General features: G+C 31.4%; 21 protein-coding genes. 6 read left to right on the top strand and 15 right to left on the bottom strand.

Annotated features, from left to right (window positions below; translation table 11 throughout):
- The 4 genes from AB8B90_RS03700 to AB8B90_RS03715 all read left to right on the top strand — a co-directional run.
- Positions 1-904: M20/M25/M40 family metallo-hydrolase (locus tag AB8B90_RS03700; RefSeq protein ID WP_405333755.1), on the top strand; the 904-nt coding region annotated here is incomplete at its 5' end.
- 40 nt (positions 905-944) lie between these two features.
- On the top strand, positions 945-1,520 hold the full coding sequence (locus AB8B90_RS03705; RefSeq protein ID WP_405333757.1) for a hypothetical protein: 576 nt from the start codon (positions 945-947) through the stop codon (positions 1,518-1,520).
- A gap of 32 nt (positions 1,521-1,552) precedes the next feature.
- Positions 1,553-3,085 (top strand): carboxypeptidase-like regulatory domain-containing protein, encoded by a 1,533-nt coding sequence (locus tag AB8B90_RS03710; RefSeq protein WP_405333759.1) that lies wholly within the window; start codon positions 1,553-1,555, stop codon positions 3,083-3,085.
- The gene (locus AB8B90_RS03715) at positions 3,082-5,457 is read left to right on the top strand and encodes a hypothetical protein (RefSeq protein ID WP_405333761.1); all 2,376 of its coding nucleotides are present in this window, start codon (positions 3,082-3,084) and stop codon (positions 5,455-5,457) included. The genes AB8B90_RS03710 and AB8B90_RS03715 overlap by 4 nt, the downstream gene beginning before the upstream one ends.
- Here AB8B90_RS03715 and AB8B90_RS03720 read toward each other — a convergent pair.
- Together AB8B90_RS03720 and AB8B90_RS03725 are read right to left on the bottom strand one after the other, a co-directional pair.
- Positions 5,447-5,620, bottom strand: a complete 174-nt coding sequence (locus AB8B90_RS03720; protein WP_405333872.1) for a M23 family metallopeptidase — start codon at positions 5,618-5,620, stop codon at positions 5,447-5,449. The genes AB8B90_RS03715 and AB8B90_RS03720 overlap by 11 nt on opposite strands.
- A gap of 5 nt (positions 5,621-5,625) precedes the next feature.
- Positions 5,626-6,252 (bottom strand): M23 family metallopeptidase, encoded by a 627-nt coding sequence (locus AB8B90_RS03725; protein ID WP_405333763.1) that lies wholly within the window; start codon positions 6,250-6,252, stop codon positions 5,626-5,628.
- Between the two features lie 85 nt (positions 6,253-6,337).
- Between AB8B90_RS03725 and AB8B90_RS03730 the strand changes: the two genes are divergently transcribed.
- Entirely contained in the window at positions 6,338-6,682 is a 345-nt protein-coding gene (locus AB8B90_RS03730; protein ID WP_405333765.1) for a VOC family protein, read from the top strand.
- Positions 6,683-6,686: 4 nt separating this feature from the next.
- On the opposite strand, the gene AB8B90_RS03735 is transcribed toward AB8B90_RS03730, so the two are convergent.
- From AB8B90_RS03735 to AB8B90_RS03790, 12 genes are all read right to left on the bottom strand, one after another.
- Positions 6,687-6,812, bottom strand: coding sequence for a hypothetical protein (locus tag AB8B90_RS03735; protein ID WP_405333767.1), 126 nt, complete (start codon positions 6,810-6,812; stop codon positions 6,687-6,689).
- A 97-nt stretch (positions 6,813-6,909) separates the two neighbouring features.
- Positions 6,910-7,296 carry a cupin domain-containing protein gene (locus AB8B90_RS03740; RefSeq protein WP_405333769.1) on the bottom strand — a complete coding sequence of 129 codons (387 nt, stop codon included), beginning with the start codon at positions 7,294-7,296 and terminating at the stop codon, positions 6,910-6,912.
- Positions 7,297-7,299: 3 nt separating this feature from the next.
- A complete protein-coding gene (locus AB8B90_RS03745) occupies positions 7,300-8,016 on the bottom strand; it encodes a DUF6090 family protein (protein WP_405333771.1) in 717 nt (238 codons plus the stop codon).
- 217 nt (positions 8,017-8,233) lie between these two features.
- Positions 8,234-8,968: a hypothetical protein gene (locus tag AB8B90_RS03750; protein WP_405333772.1), complete on the bottom strand. Its 735-nt coding sequence runs from the start codon at positions 8,966-8,968 to the stop codon at positions 8,234-8,236.
- Positions 8,969-9,009: 41 nt separating this feature from the next.
- Entirely contained in the window at positions 9,010-9,345 is a 336-nt protein-coding gene (locus AB8B90_RS03755; RefSeq protein WP_405333774.1) for a hypothetical protein, read from the bottom strand.
- 32 nt (positions 9,346-9,377) lie between these two features.
- Complete coding sequence (locus AB8B90_RS03760) at positions 9,378-10,775, bottom strand: short-chain fatty acid transporter (protein WP_405333776.1); 1,398 nt, start codon at positions 10,773-10,775, stop codon at positions 9,378-9,380.
- A 15-nt stretch (positions 10,776-10,790) separates the two neighbouring features.
- Positions 10,791-12,140 carry an MFS transporter gene (locus tag AB8B90_RS03765; RefSeq protein WP_405333778.1) on the bottom strand — a complete coding sequence of 450 codons (1,350 nt, stop codon included), beginning with the start codon at positions 12,138-12,140 and terminating at the stop codon, positions 10,791-10,793.
- A 6-nt stretch (positions 12,141-12,146) separates the two neighbouring features.
- Positions 12,147-12,407: a hypothetical protein gene (locus tag AB8B90_RS03770; protein ID WP_405333780.1), complete on the bottom strand. Its 261-nt coding sequence runs from the start codon at positions 12,405-12,407 to the stop codon at positions 12,147-12,149.
- A 166-nt stretch (positions 12,408-12,573) separates the two neighbouring features.
- The gene (locus tag AB8B90_RS03775) at positions 12,574-13,365 is read right to left on the bottom strand and encodes a hypothetical protein (protein ID WP_405333781.1); all 792 of its coding nucleotides are present in this window, start codon (positions 13,363-13,365) and stop codon (positions 12,574-12,576) included.
- Between the two features lie 156 nt (positions 13,366-13,521).
- A complete protein-coding gene (locus AB8B90_RS03780; protein ID WP_405333783.1) occupies positions 13,522-14,274 on the bottom strand; it encodes a LytR/AlgR family response regulator transcription factor in 753 nt (250 codons plus the stop codon).
- Complete coding sequence (locus AB8B90_RS03785) at positions 14,274-16,157, bottom strand: histidine kinase dimerization/phosphoacceptor domain -containing protein (RefSeq protein WP_405333784.1); 1,884 nt, start codon at positions 16,155-16,157, stop codon at positions 14,274-14,276. Before AB8B90_RS03785 ends, AB8B90_RS03780 begins: the two co-directional genes overlap by 1 nt.
- A 106-nt stretch (positions 16,158-16,263) precedes the next feature.
- A complete protein-coding gene (locus AB8B90_RS03790; RefSeq protein WP_405333786.1) occupies positions 16,264-18,129 on the bottom strand; it encodes a histidine kinase dimerization/phosphoacceptor domain -containing protein in 1,866 nt (621 codons plus the stop codon).
- A gap of 189 nt (positions 18,130-18,318) precedes the next feature.
- Between AB8B90_RS03790 and sucC the strand changes: the two genes are divergently transcribed.
- Positions 18,319-19,509, top strand: a complete 1,191-nt coding sequence (sucC, locus tag AB8B90_RS03795) for an ADP-forming succinate--CoA ligase subunit beta (protein WP_405333788.1) — start codon at positions 18,319-18,321, stop codon at positions 19,507-19,509.
- Positions 19,510-19,560: 51 nt separating this feature from the next.
- Here sucC and AB8B90_RS03800 read toward each other — a convergent pair whose 3' ends face one another.
- Entirely contained in the window at positions 19,561-20,265 is a 705-nt protein-coding gene (locus tag AB8B90_RS03800) for a phosphoadenylyl-sulfate reductase (protein ID WP_405333790.1), read from the bottom strand.
- Positions 20,266-20,284: the final 19 nt, after the last annotated feature.

Here is a 20,284-nt window from a genome sequence, read left to right on the forward strand (position 1 = left end):
TGGCGGTTGTTCTTCTGAGCGTTACAGAGGTGCTGCTGAAGCTGCGAAATATGGAGCTGTTGGGACTATTGTTCGTTCTCTGAATTTACGATTAGATGATTATCCTCATACAGGAAGTATGGGTTATGGCGATTTACCAAATTCACAACGTATTCCTTCTGCAGCGATTAGTACAAATGATGCAGAGTTATTAAGTGGAATGCTAGCACTTAATAAAGACATAAAATTTTACTTTAGTCAACATTGCAAAAAGCTGCCAGATGTTCAATCTTATAATGTGATTGGCGAAATAACTGGAAGTGAATATCCTAATGAGATTATTGTAGTTGGAGGTCATCTAGATTCTTGGGATTTAGGTGATGGTTCACACGATGATGGTGCTGGTGTAGTTCAATCTATGGATGTTCTACGTTTACTAAAAGAAAGTGGGATTCGTCCAAAAAGAACAATCAGAGCAGTATTGTTTATGAATGAAGAAAATGGATTACGTGGTGGTAAAAAGTATGCTGAAGTTGCTAAACAAAAAGGTGAGAACCACATTTTTGCTTTAGAAAGTGATTCTGGTGGTTTCACACCTAGAGGATTTAGTTTCCAGTCTAGTGAAGCATTTTTAACTAAAGTTCAAAGTTGGCGATCTTTGTTTAAGCCTTATTTAATTCATTATTTTGAAGAAGGCTATAGTGGAGCAGATATTGGACCGCTCAAAAATGATAATATCGTTTTGGCTGGCCTTCGTCCTGATTCGCAACGCTATTTTGATCACCATCACGCAGCAAACGATACATTCGAACATGTTAATAAACGTGAATTAGAATTAGGTGCTGCTTCAATGACTTCCTTAATTTATTTGATAGATAAATATGGTACAGATACTATAAACACTGATGTTAAACTTAAGGATTAAAGACTGCATTATATGTCCATGACCTTAGAACCAAAATAAGATGAAACAAATCACATACATTATGGCTTTGATATTTACTGTTTCTAGTCAAGCCCAAACTGAAGAAAAGCAAAAACTGCCGTATTATGAAATCCCTGAATATTCAGAAACCTATACAGCAGGAACAGTTGCAGCTAGAATGATTGATGGACTAGGATTCCGATTTTATTGGGCTACAGAAGACTTATCAGATAAAGATTTAGAATACAAACCAAATGACGATGTTCGTTCAGCTGAAGATACTATAGATCATGTTTTAGATTTATCTTATATTATTGTTAATTCTACTTTACATAAGCCTAACGGATCTGTCGAAAAGTCTCAAATGACATATGAGCACAAAAGAAGTCAAGCATTAATAAACTTAAAAACAGCTGCTGATATTTTGAGAGAAAGTGAAGATATTTCCCAGTATAAGATCATTTTCGGCGAGCGCGAGTTTCCATTCTGGAATCAAATTAATGGACCAATAGCAGATGCAATTTGGCATTGTGGTCAAATCGCTTCTTTTAGAAGAACTTCTGGAAATCCTATTAATTCAAAAATTAGTCATTTTACAGGAACAGTAAAGGATTAGCAGGGCTTTTCTTTGTTATAAAACTTAGTATTTTGAAACAGAAAATTACTACCATAATAATTATTTGTATTACTACTTTAGGTTTTTCTCAAGGCCAAAGTGTAGAAGAGATTTTCTGTAAAATTATTGAAACAGATACTAAATATCCAGTGCCTTATGCGACAATTCAATTTAAGAATAATGGTAAAGGAGTTGTTACTAATGTTGATGGAGATTTTAGAATTCCGTATCAATTCAAAAGATTGAAAGATACTTTAATCATTTCATGTTTAGGTTTTGAAACAAAAACTATTCCTGCTGTTACTTTATTAGATTACAAAACCAATATCATCACTTTAAAACCAAAAATTGAATTACTAAATCAAGTTGTATTAAAAGGAAAAACAAAAGCTACAAAAGAACTAGAAGCTTACGGTTTGGTAAAAAAAGCAATTGCAAATATTCCTTTTAACTATCCTAAAGAAAATCATTCTTCAATAGGATATTACAGAGATTATCAAATGGTTAACGGACAATATTATAATTTAAATGAGGCTATTATAGAATCATTTGATGCTGGTTTCGATACAGATATTATGATGGATGATTATAATGATAGTGCATTACTCAGTTATAAAGAAAATAATGATTTTCCTAGAGACTCAACCTTGTTGGTTGCTTATGACGGAAGTTCAAAATATATAAAAAACACAACCTTATCAGGTCAAGGTGGAAACGAACTTGGAATTTTAAATGTGCATAATCCAATTCGTAATTTTGAACAACTTAGTTTTTCTTTTGTATATGTTTTTAAAGAGAAGTTTTTAGAAAATCATATATTCAAGATTTATAGAAAAGTATATCTTAATGATACTGTGATTTATGAAATAAGATTTGATGCTAAAAGCTTTTTGGGTGGAAGTAGTCATCTTGCTTCAGGTAAGATTTTTGTTGCAAAGGATAATTTTGCAATACACAAACTTGAATATCAAGTACTTGAGGTGAATAATGCTAATCCACTTTTTGAAGTAGAAATTGAATACAAGCCTAAAGGTGATTTAATGTACTTGAATTATATCACTTTTAATAATCGATTTGTTGTTAGTGATCAATTTGTCTTTGATACTGAAAGTGTTGATTTCAATATCTATGAGCAAGCATTTTATGTCAAATTTAATAATGAGTTAGACACGACTTCGGTAGATAGAAAAGATTTTAAATTCAAATATGAAAAAAGAAAACTCTTAGTAGAAGATGTTGAAATTATAGATGGTAGAACAGTGAAAGTTGCTATTGCTGATTGGAGTTTACCCAAAAAAGTAGATGAAAACACCGATATGGCAAAATTTGATTTTAGAATAAAAAACATTCTTGATATCACTAAGCGTAAAGTCTCAAAGTCTCCAAAAATCATGGCTTCTCAATATAGAGAGTTTTTTGCACAGGATATATTTGAGGATAAACAAAAGTCTAACAATTTAGAATTTATTTTAAGGTATAAACCTTTATCAGAATCCAAGGTGAATGATCTAGAGATTGCTAAGACTTATTGGATGAATACACCTTTAAAATCTAATCAATTATGAGACATACCATTCTGATTCTTTCAGTACTAGTTTTTGGATTTGCTTATACTCAAGAATCTAGCGAAATAGTTGATGCATATGAAGATTACGCTGATTTATCTCGAGAACAAATTTATCTGCATTTAAATAAATCTACTTATATCACAGGTGAAATGATGGGTTTTAGTGCATATGTTTTCCTTAAAGATATTAAAGAGCTATCTACAAATACGAGTAATTTATATTGTCAAATATTAGATGAGAATGATATTGTGAAATCCGAAAAATTTTTGATGGTGAATCAAGGATTGTCTCGTGGTGATTTTATGATTGATAGTACTTTTTCTAGTGGAGAATATAAACTTAAAGCATATACCAATTGGAGTAGAAATTTCAGTCACGAGCACAATTATTTTTTAGAAACATTTAGTGTTATTAATCCTGATGATAAACTTGATGATAAATCAGAATCTATATCAAAGGATCTAGATATTCAAGTCCTTCCAGAAAGCGGACATCTACTTTCTGAAACTTTAAATGTAGTTGGTGTTATTGTGAAAAATCAATTGGGTTTAGGGATTTCTAATTTAGATTTAAATATTTTAAACACTAATGGCGATATACTAAGTTCGGTTAAACTTAACCAGTTTGGTATGGGTAAGTTTTTGTTAAATCCTTCTAAAGGAGACGTTTATAAAATTGAGTATTTGTATGATGACAAGACATTAACCTATACCATACCTAAAGCTGAAGATTTAGGAGTGATACTGTCGTTAAAAGAAACTAAAGCTCAAAATGGTATAGCCTTGGCTTTAAAAACAAATGACAAAGGCTTAGAACTTTTTGGAAATAGAAATTACAAACTGGTTATTCATAATGGCTCTAATGCCTCCGAAGCTACGATGAGTTTTAATGGCTCTAAAGAATCTGTTACAACCATCGATTCAAAATACTTGTATCCAGGAGTTAATATATTTACTTTATTTGATGATCAAGATAGACCAATTGCAGAACGACTTTATTTTCATTACAACGGACTTCCATTTGATTTAAAATCTGAAATAAATACTACCGTAACGATAAATGATAGTATTGATGTAAAATTGTCAATTCCATCTGTTGACATTCAAAAACTTCAAAATTTAAGTGTTTCTGTATTGCCTACTGAAACAAAGAGCTACGAGCATCACCAAAATATTATTTCGGCTATTTACCTTCAGCCATATTTAAAAAGTGCAGTAGAACAAGCGTCATATTATTTCACTGACATATCAGATAAAAAGAAATATGAATTAGATAATTTACTCCTCACTCAAGGTTGGAGTGCTTATGATTGGACGAAGATTTTTAATTCTCCACCTGAACCTATTTATGATTTTGAAGTAGGTGTTAACTACATAATAAACGTAAATAATAGTAAGTCTAAGAACTTATTAATCTATCCGAATGTTAATAGTAAGTCAGAATTACTGACCTTAGATGAAAACCAAAAATCGTTTGAAAAACGAGGGTTTTTTCCATTAGATGATGAAAAATTGAGAATAGGAGAAATCAATTCAAATAGCGGATTGAGACCTTCTAATGTTGTATTGCAATTTTCTCCTTCAAAAATTGAAACATTTGACACCAAGTATAAACCTCAAAGCGTGTTAACAGCTAATCAATATGCAATTAATGATGTTGGAGATTTTAAGTTTGGTGACATTGAAGTTTTAGATGAGGTTAAGTTGCTCGTTAAAAAGGAATACACAAGAATAGAAAAGCTTAAGAATAGATCCTTAGGCACAATCACTGATTTTGGAGAAGCGGAACGAAGAAATTATAGAACATTTGGTCAATTCATAAGTGCTAGAGGATTTAATGTCGATGAAACACCACAAGTTGACCCTATCACTAATGAATATTCAACGTTTAGAATATTTGCTTATGTGCGATCTTCTGTTAATGCTTCCAATGAACCTATTATATATTTAGATGATACTTTCCTGGTAGATTTGAATATACTCAATAATTTTAGTTTAAAAACTGTCGATTATATTGAAGTAAATAAAGGTGGTATTGGTGAAGGTCTTAAAGGAGGTGCTGGAGTTATTAGAATATATACAGATCCAAATAAAAGATTTGAATTTGAACCACAAAAAGTGTTTACTGAATACAAAATACCATTAACATTTGAAGCTCCCAAGCGATTTTATATTCCTAAATATAAATCTACAGAGAGTAAGTTTTTTAGAGAATATGGTACTATTGATTGGTTGCCAAATGCTAATGTGGATGCCAATGGCGATATCTCTTTAAAAGTATTAAACACAAACAGCAACATGACTTTATTTATTGAAGGGGTTGTCAATGACAATGTGCTAGTTTCTAAACAAATAAAGATTAATTACTAATCGTCTTCATTGTTTTAAGCTTCTTTTGTCTAATGCCTCTAAACTTAAACGGAATAGAAATACTTCTCGATTTGTACAATACAAAATGAAGATGAGGTATCGTTGTAAACCCAGTCATTCCAGAAATGCCAATAGGTTGATTTGCTTTAACAGTATCTCCAATAGCTACTAGAGAGCACCTTCAAAATCTAAATGTACATAATGTGCCATCGTTCCATCGTCATGAATGATGTAAATTTTATTTGCCATATCAACACATTTTCGAGTTCGGCAGTGTTCTTTTGAGTCTTCTTTTACAAAATAGACTTTCCCTCTTCTTGCAGCAGTAATCGTATCTCCAACAGGTAAGCCTATATCGATCGCATATTTTGAATGTGTCTTGTTATGAGAGAATTTGCCGCCAAAAGATTGAATCACTCTATATGTTTTTTCCTTTTGAAAAGGCAATTCATATTCAAAACCTGTATCGTAATCTTCATTTGGATCACCAAATTTGGCACTGAATTTTAAATAATTTCTAAAATCTATGACTGCCGTATCCTTAAGTTTATTTAAAGGAATGACTAGTGCTTGTTTTAATGTGTCACCTTCTTTTAGTAGGCCATAAGGGTTAACTTTTATATATGATTTTACAGAATCTAATGCTGATAGTCGAATTTCAATTGGAGCTATATACGGATTGATAAGTCCTAAATACACCGAATCATTTTTAATCAATTTTGAACGTTTTAATTTTTGTGCATCTGCAATTTGAAATGTAAGCAGTAAGCTTATTATTAAAAGAAATTGTTTCATATACTATTTGATGACACTGTAATTAAAATGTTACATTTATAAAGATAAAAAAAGAAATGAAAGGGTATTTAAACAAATTCATCCAGTGCCTCCTGTTAAAAATGTAACTGAAGCTATTAATTACTACACTCAAAAACTGGGCTTTGAATTGTATTTTAAAGATGTTGGTGATGATCCTAAGTATGGAGGTGTTGGGCGTGACGGAATTGAAATTCATTTACAGTGGCATGATTCAATAGAATGGGAAAATGGTATAGATAGGCCTTTGTTGAGGATTTATGTAGATAACACAGACGCTTTGTTCGAAGACTATAAAACCAAAGGTGTGTTTCATGAAAATACTGCATTAAATAATACACCTTGGAAAACACGTGAATTTGGGTTTTATGATCTTTATGGGAATGGTTTGGTTTTTTATTGTAGTCTGTAGCGTATTAGTCTGTCGTATCGTTTTTGTCATCAGATTCTTTTCGCATTTTGATGTAGTTTGTTACTAAGCGAATGCCTAGCCTTGCAAAAAGAATAATGGCAATAACCATTACAATATCAAATCCATTCATAACATCAATATTGAATACAATTATAAATGTATAACATTGGTGTCAGCTAATTATAATTTTAACAAGAATTGTGAGTAATACAAATAACTCATTTGTATTATTTAGGCTCCATAATTAAAAAAACAGCTGTACTATCTCCAATATTTAAGACTTCATGCCACTCGACACGTTCGTTGTAAAATGAATACCCAGTTGGGATAGTTACTTCTCTAGTTCCTGTAGTATCCGTTATTCTGAAAGTACCACCTTTTAAAGTATAACCAAAATGTGTATCGTGATAATGGCGTTCATGACCAACGTTAGGAGGGAAAGTGCATTTTAGTGTACGAAGGTTTTCATTGTCTTCGAGAACTTCACAAACCATTTGATTATTCCAGCCAGCTTCTAAAGGATCAGGAAGTTGTTGTTTCTTATTGCAATTGAATAAAAGCAAAGCAAGAACGATAAATATTTTAAAAGCGTAGATTCTATTTAGGTTTAACATGAATTACTGATTTAAATGTTCAATTTCTTCATCAATAGTTTTAATTAATGCTTCAAGCCGTTCAATAGTTTGGTTTAACCATCGTAAACGTAATAGTCTAAAGTTAAGGAGCTCTACAGCTACATTTTTATAAGCTTCATTTTGTTTTAAATCGTCTAAATTAATTGGTGTATTCACCTCTAAGGTTTGGTTTTCTAGCCATTTGTCCATCACAGGAGATGTCTTGAAATTTTTTAATAACTCTCTTTTATAGTTTGGGAAATATTCTTCATATACCATTTTCTCACGACGATGAATATTTGCAAAATCACCTTCATATATTAAGGTGATTTTTAATCGAATTGAATCATTTGAAATCAAATTCTCATTACTGTTTTCAAGGTTTTTATAGGTCGTATTTGCATTGTTGAATATATTTCCGCTACTAAAAGATTCAACCCAATATTTTAAAGAATCTGAGACTTGATTATTGCTGCTTAAATGTTTAAGAATTTTTTCACCATCTTGATTACGTTGAGATAAAAATTCTGTCATTTCAACGATCTCATCGTAGTTAGACTTAAGATCTATATTTAGTTGTGTTAATGTTTTTATCTCATTAGATTTTGATTTTCTATGTTCATTCCAAGAATTGATTTGTACAGCAATTAAAATTCCAATAACAACTAACAGTATTTCACCAATAGCATATTTAAAGTATTTAGAGGTTTTGTTTTCCATAATTAAGTTTTGTCTAATATGCCTAAAGAGTTTTATCATTGTGTTTATCTATTTCTTTTGATTCTTTTTTTTAAAATTATACAACTTAATTATTCTTGTCATTTCGAGCTTGTCGAGAAATCTCAGCTATATTAAAATAGATTCCTCCACTTCGGTCGGAATGACATTTTTTTCTTAATTGAGTTTTTACAGATTTTCCGAAAGAGTTTTATCATAATTATTTATCTAATTCTTTATTAATAATTACAATCAACGAATCTGAGTATTTTATAAGTTCACCCATTTTATAAAAATTATTTGCTTGTCCGCCATGCATATCGGCAAGCCCTAATTGCATGTTTTGATAAAGCTCAGACTGTTTATCAAAATACCAAGGGTAATTATTAATATTGAAATTTTCTGAATCCATGTAATAATCCATTGAAATTTTATTCAATCCTTTTTCAAGTTTTAAATAACCATCGTTCATACCTTTCGTATTTGCTTTATTATACAAATCTTCTCGTTCACAACGTTTATTATAATTTTTAATGGCAGTAATAAGTTCTTCAGAACCTAGTGTATATAATTTACCTGTATTCAAGAGTTCTTCATAGGTGCTTTTATGAAGATTTAAATAAGAACCACCTGCACCTAGATTATTGTTTAAAAAGTAATCTAAATCAGAGGCTTTAAGTCCGTTGTATGTCATTCTTAAAGCAATCGAATCATTCCTAATGGCTTTTTGAAGACTGATATATCTCGTACTTTTATCTCCAAACATAAGTCGATTCAATCGTTTTTTATTGAGTTCTAAATCAGTTATCATTTTTTTAAGGAATACTTGATTATCTGTTTTAAGTTGTCTTGAATTCACAAAACTATTAATCTGAACAGCGATAAGGATTCCAACAACAACGAGCAGTATTTCGCCAATAGCGTATTTTAAATATTTACCAGTTTGATTTTTCATAATCATGGATTGTCTAAGATGCCTAAAGAACTTAATCATTATTAATATAGGATATTATCCAAAATACGGTTTAAGTTTTGTTCCATCATCATGAATTTTTCATCACTAAAAAAGATTTCATGGACTTCTTGACGAAATTTAGATAGCTCCATATTGTTGTATTCGTGCTGATGAATAGTGTCACCTATTTTTTCAAATTGTTCATCTTCAGAATCATTTTTAAATTCTTTATAAATCTTATTAAATGTTTCAGAATCTACTTTCGATTTTATCATTTCAATCTCTAGTTCCGTTTCTTCTGAATCTGCATTTGCACAAAGTAGTAAAATGTAAATCTGTAATTCTAGTTTGGTCCAATGGTTTTCTTTTGATGTCATGTTTATGTTGTTGGTTGATTGAAGTGTTTGTTCTATAAAGGAATGTAAGTTATTAATAGTGATTGAATTATAAAAAATATAACAAATGGAATCACAAAATAACCCATTATATCTCTCGCTTGAATTTTTATTCCTTTACCCATAATTGGAAATATTAATAACAAGAAAAAAGGTTGCAATAAATTAGTTAAACTTTCACCATACGCTATCGAAAGAGATGCTCTTGCAATCATTGCTGTTACGTCATTTGCTGGTAAGCCATTACCAATTTCTGAAACAGCGTTGATTATACTCGGACCAACAACTGCAAATTCTCCACCAGCGGAAGGAATCGCAAAATTGATTAAACCTCCAGTAATATAGGAGAAAAATGGATAAGAATCTTTTGTAGCTATAGATGCAATCATATTTGACAATTCTTCTCCAAGACCTGTATAAATCATGATACCCATAATACCTGCGTAAAATGGATATTGATATAAAATTCCTGACACATTACTACTTGATCGTTTCATGGCTATAACATATCGCATAGGAGTTTTATGTAACGCCAAACCAATAATGAGAAAGATGAATATCATAATGTTGAAATTCAATTCAAATCCTTTGGTATAAAAATGATATACGATATAACTTAATCCCATTAAAACAATTATTGCTTGAAGAATAATACTGTTGTTTAATTTATCTGAAATTGAAGCGTAATCTAAGTTTTGACTCAAGGCTTCTTCTTTAACTGAAGATTTGCTTTCTGAATCACTGCCATCAGACATGTCTTTTAGCTCTTTAAAGTTTTTAATTTTAGGAATAATTAAGAGCATCAGGACAGGCGCGAAGACTAAGTATAAAATCATGATTACGATATTCAATGTCGATCCTAATGTATATGAGGTAGCTATTGTATCTTGAAGGACTCCAGCTTCAATAAGATAATTGTCTTTTGTGCCTAGAAGCAAAGGAATAGAACTAGATAAACCTGAAACCCATGCACCATTACTAAAATACACACAAGCGATCAAGAAAGGGTAGTTGATACCTTTTATTCTAAGAGCTAATTCTCGTGCTAGGACACAAACAATGACAATCCATCCAAAGCTCACAAAAGATAATAATACACCAATTAACGTAACAAAAAAGTAAACTTGTTTAGGTGTTTTTATATAAGTTGCTAACTTATCGATACTTTTATTTATAATAGGCGATAAAGCTATAGCAAAACCTGTGATAATGATTAAAACAATTTGCATCCCAAATTCAAGAAGCGACCAAAAGCCATCGTACCAAGATTGAATAATTTTAAGAGGAGTTGCATCCAGCCATATATAAGCTGATAATGCCGTTATTAAAGTAAGAATTAAAGCAAAAACAAATGCGTCTGGCATATATTTTTGAAACAAAACGGTAAATTTTTCTCCGAATCGAGTGAGCATAATACGTAATTTACTTTAATCTTCAATCACATGAGGTGCGACAAATGTGTGCTTTAAAATTACGAATTTGTCGACGACTTCTCTATGTTTTTTAAAATTAATGAATTGTATTAAAATTCCCATTATTAAAGGTGTAGTAGCAATGATTAAAAACACGTAGTCCCAACTAAAGTTAGCTTGTAATGTTCCTAATAAACCAGAACCTGTTGCACGTCCCATATTTGATACAGCCATGTATAGTGTAAATTGAGTAGCTGCAACTGTTTTCCAGCACAAATGCATTCCTGAAGCAAATACAGCAATGCTTAAAAAAATGTATAGTACATAATAGGTAAAGATAAAACCACAAATAAAAATGGTATTAGTCCAAAACCCTGTAGTGAATGCGAATGCGGCCATAATTATAGTGATTAAGCCTAAATAAATAGTAAGCATTTTCATTTTACCAAAGTGATCTACTAAATAACCTCCAATAAACATTCCTAAGAATCCTGCAGTGACATTTATTATTGAAAAAAGTTGAGAAAAATACGTATCACTCCAACCTAGTTCTTGAATAGTAAAAATAGGGAAGAGGGTATCGACTAATCCAAACAGAATACCACTAATAAAAGAAATAACAATGAAGATTAAACTTGATCGTAATTTTGTGACTCTAAATAAACTTTTAAGGATGTCTGACCAACTTCTTAACTGACTTTCTTCAGACTCTGAATTAACTTGTCCTTGCGTCCAAGGCATAGTTTTTTCACCTGGACGTTCTGTAAAATAAATAGGAACAATCATGATAATAGCAACAGCTATTGATAATAATGAGATTGCTAAAGTGAAGCCCAAACTATTGATTAAGGCGGTTCCGGCTAATAAAGACAGTGATGTTCCGATAATTTTTGTTCCCCACATTAAGCCGTTAGCTCTAGCTTTTTCATCATCTGGAATAACATCAACTGCCATACCATCAGTAGCCACATCTTGAAATGCTCCAAAAAAGCTAATCATAAATCCAACAACCATTAATCCTAAATTATTATTTAGTGGATCGGGAACAAAACCGATACTCAAAAAACTCAGTATTAATCCTAATTGTCCAAAAATAACCCAAGGGCGTTTTCGTCCCATCGATAGAATTGTAAACCTGTCCATTAATGGTGCGATGAGTAACTTAAAGCTCCAAGGAATTAAAATAATACCTATAAATGCAGCAATTTCCGTAGCATCTTTACCATTCATTGCCAACCAAGCTGGTAATGCAAAAAATAAAATACCTTCAGGAATTCCTTGAGCAATATATAATGCTGAAAATGAAAAATATCGAGATAATGGACTCTCAGTAAGACTTCGACTAAAATTTGGTTTGATATTCATTATTATTTAAAGTTTAATATCTGAAGGGTTTATGAAGACTACAAAGTCACAATCTTTAGTAAACATTTGGAGATCAGATTGGGTTGAAAAAGTCATTTCGCAGACATGAAGATGTTCAGAATGCTCTAACTCCATAAGATGCTGATAGTTTTCCTTTTTAGAAATATCTTCAGTAGAAACTTTTATGTCAAATTGCTGATGAAGCAGCAATGCTATAATTTCACTGTCAATAAACCCAGAACCTCCTATGACACTTGCTTTTTTCATTTGTATTATTACTGATTGTAATTTGATTGAATAAAAAAAACAGGCAGTTTGTAATTAAGGTTGGTTGACTTACTAAATGTTAACACATAATGTGATCCTTATTATTACTTTGACTCTCTCCACAAAAATCAAAACTGCCTGTTATGAAATGTATTTAGGGTTTATCCTATTGCATGCTTAAGTCTTTGCTCAATGTATAAGTATAATCCCAAGCATCACTTAAAGATGCACTAAATTTTTCTCTAGTAGCTTTCGTTTTCGCTGCACCATGTACACTTTCATAAACTTTCCATACACTATCTCTTTCAGTATCTAATGCTGCAAAGTTTTTAAGCGGTGTAGAGACAAAATAATCAGCACCTTCGCCACCCATTACTGCATACCAATAGCCTCTATTATTACCTTCTTTTTGTTTTACTGTACTTGTTACATCTTTTACAACTTCTTTAAATGCTAGAGAGTTTTTTACTTTAAAGTTGTAAACCCAAACTACAGTATTATCTCCTAAGGCTTCGGTATTGCTCATTTCAGGCATGAATTTAGTTGTAGAGAAGCTTGAACTTTCAATATGTGGTATTATTGAACTGTATGCTATACCACTACAAGCTCTAGATGCTGGATCGCTCTCATCCATTTCTGCCCAAGTGTTCATTCTAGAAGCCATCACATAAACATTACCTTCTCCTTGAAGACGATTCCAAACGTTCCAAGTGTTTTTTCCACCATTGTCTTTGTAGCATTTATTCCATTTTTTTACGCCATCCGTAAAGTTGGAATCTTGACCAAATTTCACAGTGAATTCTGTTAAATTGAGCATGAAATCATTATCTTCTTCTTGTGCTTGAGTTGTAGTTGGAAGCATAAATATGAAGCATACGATACATAAAATTGTTTTTAAAGTTTTACTCATGTCACTCATATTGATTAGGTGTTGGTGAAATTTTTTTGAAATTTTCATAATAATAGTTTTAAATGGTTGATTAATTTTTTAATTCAAGTCTAAATACGTGATAACTATTTAATTAAGAAACTGGTTAAGGACGAATGACACTAATTCTTGTCCGAAGGATTGTTTTTACTTATCGGAAATAATAAGATGTCTTTCTGTTAATATTTATATGGTCTGTAAACGCTTTAGTAATTCCTCTTTTAGTGATTTACTAACAGGAATAGCTTTTTTACCAATAATGATATGACTGGTTGCTATTTCTTGTATTTGAGAGAGATTTACAATAAAAGACCGATGAACACGTAGGAAGTGATTATTTGGTAATTTTTCATCCATATCCTTTAGTGTCATTACCAAAAGATATTCTTTGTCTTTAGAATAGATGCGACAATAATTACGTTCGGCTTCAATATATAAGATATCTTGAATATTTACCTTAACCATTTTTTCATGGTGCCTTACGAAAATGCAATTACTTAAAATAACCGGTTTGGTATCTTCTGAAGAGGGGTTGTTTTCAGACGTGCTCTCAGTCGATTCTTGTATTAATCGTTCAATTGTTAATTCAATGGCACGTTGGAGGTCTAACTTTTTAAATGGTTTGGAAATAAATGCATAAGGATGTGTACTTTTAGCACGATTGAAATTGGCATCATCAGCATTTGCAGTGAGATAAATTATGGCCACATCATGATCGTTTTGAATGAGTTTCGCGGTTTCTATACCATCAATATCTCCTTTGAGGTTGATGTCCATTAATATGATGTCTGGACATTCCTGTTTTACACAAGATAAAGCCTCTTCAGAACGAGGTACAATTCCAACAACTTCATAACCAAGAGCTGTTAGTTGTAGTGAAATATTAGCACCAATAACCATTTCATCTTCTACGATTAATATTTTAACTGGATTATTCATTAAGCTGCGGATTTAATTTTAAACTCGAAATATACAGAAGTACCGTTAGTATATTGTTCTTGCATATTACCATTGAGTTGTTGCGTGAGTAATTTAATAAGTTGTGAACCAAAACCTGTTCCTTTTGGAGAAGCACCTATGGTTTTACCAATACCATTATCAATAACTTTTAATTTTAAAGTATCTGAATTTGATTGAATCAAACTAATCTCAATTTTTCCTTTACTATCTTCTGGAAACGCATATTTCAAAGCATTTGTTAGTAGTTCATTTACGATAAGTCCTATAGGAACTGCCGTGTCTACATCAAGTTCAAGTTGATCCATTGCACATTCAATTCTCACTTTGTTTTCAGCATCAAAAGTATCAAGAATACCATCTCCTAAGTTAATGAAATAGTCCTTCATATCGATACTTCCTAGATGCTCTCCTTGATACAGTTTTTGATGAATAATACCCATCGATTGGACTCTATTTTGACTTGCAATCATAGCATCTTTTGTTGCAGAATCTTCAAGTTGTGCAGATTGTAAAGCAATTAAACTCTTTACTAATTCAAGGTTGTTTTTTACGCGATGATGTATTTCTTTCAGTAATAATTCATTTTGAGTATTTTTTTTATCTAACGCATTATTTAAAGCAAGTAATTGTTGATTCCGTTTTTTACGTTTTACATAGTAATAGAGTAATCCGAATACAATAATGACTAATAAACTCGTTAGAATGATGTATAATATTTTTGTGCGTTTTTGTTGATTAATTTTTTCATCTTGAAATAGAATGGTTGCATTCTTTTTTCCAACTTCATATTTAGCTTGTGCCTCCTGTTCTAAACTTAAGATAATATTATCCTTAAAAGCTTCTAGTTCTGAAGCATATAATTGATGATAGTACAACCCTTTTTTATGATCTCCAATGGATTCATAAATTTCTGCAACATGCATATAGTTTTCCCATAAATTACGTGTTCTTCCAGTTTTTTTTATGAGGTCAATGGCTTTTAAATTATAGGGTAATGCTTCTTCATATTTTCCTTGCATCACATTAACATGGCCTAAATTTCCTAATGATGGAATAAGGTAACGCTCTAATCCCATAGCTTTAGAATTTGCATAGTTGTTCTCATAATCTAAGATGGCATCATCATAACGCTCCATGTATTTGTAGATGTTTCCACGCCAATTTATTGAGGCCATCATTGGTATACCAATTTCTCCTAATTCATTATATAGTTCAATAGAAGCATTAATAGACTCTAAGGCATCTTCCAAATTAAAACCTGTAAATAACTCACTTTTAGCTTTAAATTGATAGGTTAGTGCTAAATCTTTTTTGGCATCACTTGCTTTTTGAATTGGGATTGCTTTGTTACAATATCGAATGGCTTCGTTGTAATTGTTTTCGTAATACAATAAATCTCCAATATTAGCATAGCAAAGTGCTATACCTTGTTTATTATTTAAGGACTCATAGAGTTCTAAAGCTTTATAAATATTTGCTTTCGCTTCATTATAATCGGCTTTTGCTGAGAAATATTTTTTTAACTCAAAATGTGTGTTTGCTAACTCAAAATTATTATTACTATCGATATATATGTTTTTAGCAAGTTTGTAATAGTATAGCGAGGAGTCTAGAGATGCATATTCCTTGTGATACTCTGCTAAATAGCGATAGGACTTTGCTAAAGTAATATCATTTTTAAGTGCTTTTGAAAGCATGATAGCTCGATATGCAGTATCCTTTAGATTAGTAGAATCTTTTGAAATTGAAACGTGTTTTTTTAACCAATTAAGATGAGATTCTAATTGGTCTTTTTTTGAGTTTTGAGCATATAAAAAGCACGTACTAAAAAGTACGAATAGTATGGTTGGTGTTTTTGTCATAAGTCTTTTAAATAGCTATTATAAAGACTTTAGGGAACATTAAAGATAGTAAATTAATTCTTACAGACGAATCTGTCTAGTAATGAAGTGATTAGTGAGAATTTACTTAAGTTTTAAAATGAAAAGTAACTGAAGTTCCATTGTTATAGGTTTCTTCCATAATACCATTCAGTTGTTGCGTAAGTAAGTTAATTAATTGTGTTCCAAATCCTGTCCCTTTTGACGTAGTATTTACAGATTTCCCAATACCATTATCACTTACTTTTAGAGATATGGTTTTTTTATCAACTTTAGACATTGAGATTTCAATTCTTCCAGTATTATTATCTGGAAAGGCATACTTTAAAGCATTTGTAAGTAATTCATTCACAATCAAACCTATTGGAACAGCTGTATCAACATCTAATTCTAATTGATCCATAGCACATTCAATTTTCACTTTGTCATCTGCATCAAACGTATCTAAAATTCCACTACTCAGGTTAATGAAATAATCTTTCATATCTACACTACCTAAGTTGGTGCCTTGATATAATTTTTGATGGATAATTCCCATAGATTGAACTCGATTCTGACTAGCTATCATTGCATCTTTAGTGACAGAGTCTTCAAGGTCTGCAGATTGTAAAGCTATTAAACTTTTTACAAGTTCTAAGTTGTTTTTAACCCGATGATGAATCTCTTTTAGAAGTAATTCATTCTCCTCACTTTTTGCTTTAATAACGGCAGTTTTTTTCTTGTTTTTATTGAAAAAGTAAACCATTACAAATAACAATACGCCTAGTAGACTAGCAATGGTAATAAATAAAGTTTTTACTCTGTCTTTTTGTTTTAGTAGTGCGTCTTGAGCAGCTAATGCTTCATCTTTTTTTCCCGTTTCATATTTGATGACCATTTCAGATTCTAGGTTGACTATTTTATCTTTGAGAACACCTGTTGCATTTTTGTTGGCTTTATCTTTATATAAAAGTGCTTTTTCAAAATCATTCAAATTCGCATAGCATTCTGATAAGTTTTGGTATTGTTGAATGATGGTGTTTTTACCTTGTTTCTCATAGGCTTGAACTCCAGCTAATAAATGTTCTAAAGCCTCGTCATAGTCTTTCTGAAGTAAATATACCTGTCCGATTTCTGTTCTGTAAGTTGCACAACGTTCCTCACCAATAATTTCAACACATAATTCCCAAGATTTTATATAATCTTTTAAGGCATTAGTATAATTTTGTGCTTTTACATAAACTTCGCCACGATACGACAAGGCTTTAACAGGAATAAAAGCCTCTTCGGGTACTTTTTCTTCTACAATTTTCAAACATTTCTCAGTAGCTAGATATGCTTTTTTAAACTCATTAAGTTTACCATGACTAATAATCAAATTAAAGTGAGCCATACCAAGTAAACCATAGTTTTTTGTTTTATCTAAAAGCGGAATAGCTTTGTTGGTATATTCAATAGACTTTTCGTAATCTTCCATGACACGATACAAATCACCAAGTGTTCGATAAGCCATTCCTAATCCAGCATCATCTTTTAGATCCTCATATATTGAAATTGATTTAAACAAGACATCCTGAGATTTATCTAGTTGTCGTGCTTTTACATAGTGCCTGGAAAGTAATTCATAGGTATCTGCAATCTGCTTTTTATTAGATCTTTTTTTGTGTAATTCAAGTGCTTTTTTAGTATGATAAACTGCCGAATCAGGAGAAAACAAACCATTATAGGCATGCCAAATTGAAAGTTCTTCATGAACTTTTATTGCATTTGAATCATGGGTATTTGAGTTAATTCTTTTCAAAGTTTGAAGACCGACTTCATGATAGATTTCAACATTCTTGAAATTATTATGCATCCAAGAGATACAAGAATCTAAAGGCATATCAACAAAGACTTCAATATTTTTAGGGTCTTGAGAATAACTACTAAAACACAGGAAGACTGCAATTAAAAAGCTAATGGTTGGTTTTGTCATAATCCTTCAATGTGATAATTAAAAGACTTGTGGCTATTCCAAAGATATAAAAGCTTTACATATTATTAAGTGAATCCTCCTTAATCCTTTCAAAAAATATTGGTAAAAACCTTAAGTATGTTTACTTTTGTGGTCGTAAAAATTACTTCGATAACGTATTCGAAGACTAACAATAAATTTCAAGACCAAATGAATTTACACGAATATCAAGGAAAAGAATTATTAAACAGTTTTGGCGTACGTATTCAACGTGGTATCGTTGCACAAAATGCTGATGAAGCCGTTGCAGCAGCTAAGAAATTAACTGAAGATACCGGAACAGGTTGGCATGTTATAAAAGCTCAAGTTCACGCAGGTGGACGTGGCAAAGGTGGAGGTGTTAAATTAGCTAAAAGCTTAGATGACGTTAAAACTATAGCTGGTGAAATAATTGGAATGGATTTAGTGACGCCTCAAACATCTGCTGAAGGTAAGCGTGTTCATCAGGTTTTAGTTGCTGAGGATGTTTACTATCCTGGAGATTCTGAACCAGAAGAATATTATATGTCTGTATTATTGAATCGTTCAAATGGTCGTAATATGATTATGTATTCTACTGAAGGTGGAATGGATATTGAGACTGTTGCTGAGGAAACTCCACATTTAATTTTTACTGAAGAGATTGACCCTGCAACAGGAATACTTCCTTTTCAAGCGCGTAAAGTAGCTTTCAATTTAGGATTATCTGGAGTTGCGTTTAAGGAAATGACAAAATTTGTAACTTCATTATATAGAGCATACTCTGAATCGGATTCTTCATTATTTGAAATCAATCCTGTATTGAAAACAAGTGATGATAAAATTATGGCAGTTGATGCTAAAGTGTCTTTAGATGATAATGCATTATTCAGACATAAAGATTTAGCTGCATTACGTGACTTGCGTGAAGAAAACCCTATTGAAGTTGAAGCTGGAGAATTAGGATTAAATTATGTTGATCTTGATGGGAATGTTGGTTGTATGGTTAATGGAGCAGGATTGGCAATGGCAACGATGGATTTAATAAAACAAGCAGGAGGAGAGCCAGCTAATTTCTTAGACGTTGGAGGTACTGCTGATGCAGCTCGTGTAGAAGCAGCTTTTCAAATTATTTTAAAAGATCCAGCTGTTAAGGCAATATTGATTAACATTTTTGGAGGTATTGTTCGTTGTGATCGTGTAGCTCAAGGAGTTATTGATGCCTACAAAAACATGGGTAATATTGAAGTTCCAATTATAGTTCGTCTTCAAGGAACTAATGCCGATATCGCAAAAGAATTAATTGATAATTCTGGACTAGATGTTATGAGTGCTACTGAATTTCAGGAAGCTGCTGATAAAGTACAGCAAGTATTATCTTAATACGATTCATTATATAATAAAAAAGGCTCTCAAATTGAGAGCCTTTTTTATTTATAAATGTAGTCCGCATTCTGTTTTAGGATTGTTATTCCAACGACCACTTCGGTCATCTCCTCCAGGAATAGTACAATGTTTACAACCAATAGAATTGTAACCTTTTGACACCAAAGGATGGAATGGTAAGTCATGTTCTTTTATAAATGCATCTCGTTGTGCTTTCGTAATATCTAGTAATGGATAGAATTTTAATATATCTCCACGTAACTCAAAAATATCTAACGAAGAGCGATGATCACTTTGCCATTTCATTAATCCAGACACCCAAATTTTATAATTATTTTTAATGCTATTTAGTGGGTTTACTTTATTAATACTACAACAAAAATCAGGATTCTTAGTCCAAGTTTTATCTTTAGTTGTAAACTCGTGCTCTTCTTTTAAAGCACTTATAGAAGTCACTTTAAGTCCGTATTTTTTAGTTAGTTGCTCTTTGTATTTTATGGTGCTTTCAAAGTGATAACCTGTATCAATAAAGAAAACTTCTTGTTTTTGATTGGTATCAGAAAACAGTTTTAGTAAAAACGCTGAGGTAGCGGCAAATGAACTGGTCAGCATTACATCAGAAACATTAAAATCTATATATAATTGTTTAATGCGTTCTCTTGCTGAAAGCGGTTTGTACTTCTTGTTGAGTAGTTGTATTTCTTCTTCAGAAATATTAGGAATGGTCTTAATAATATTTCGCGTATTTAACATATTGATGTTTTAATCAATA

Origin of the sequence: Psychroserpens sp. (genome assembly GCF_045105015.1) — a bacterium.
Classification (GTDB): Bacteria; Bacteroidota; Bacteroidia; order Flavobacteriales; family Flavobacteriaceae; genus Psychroserpens.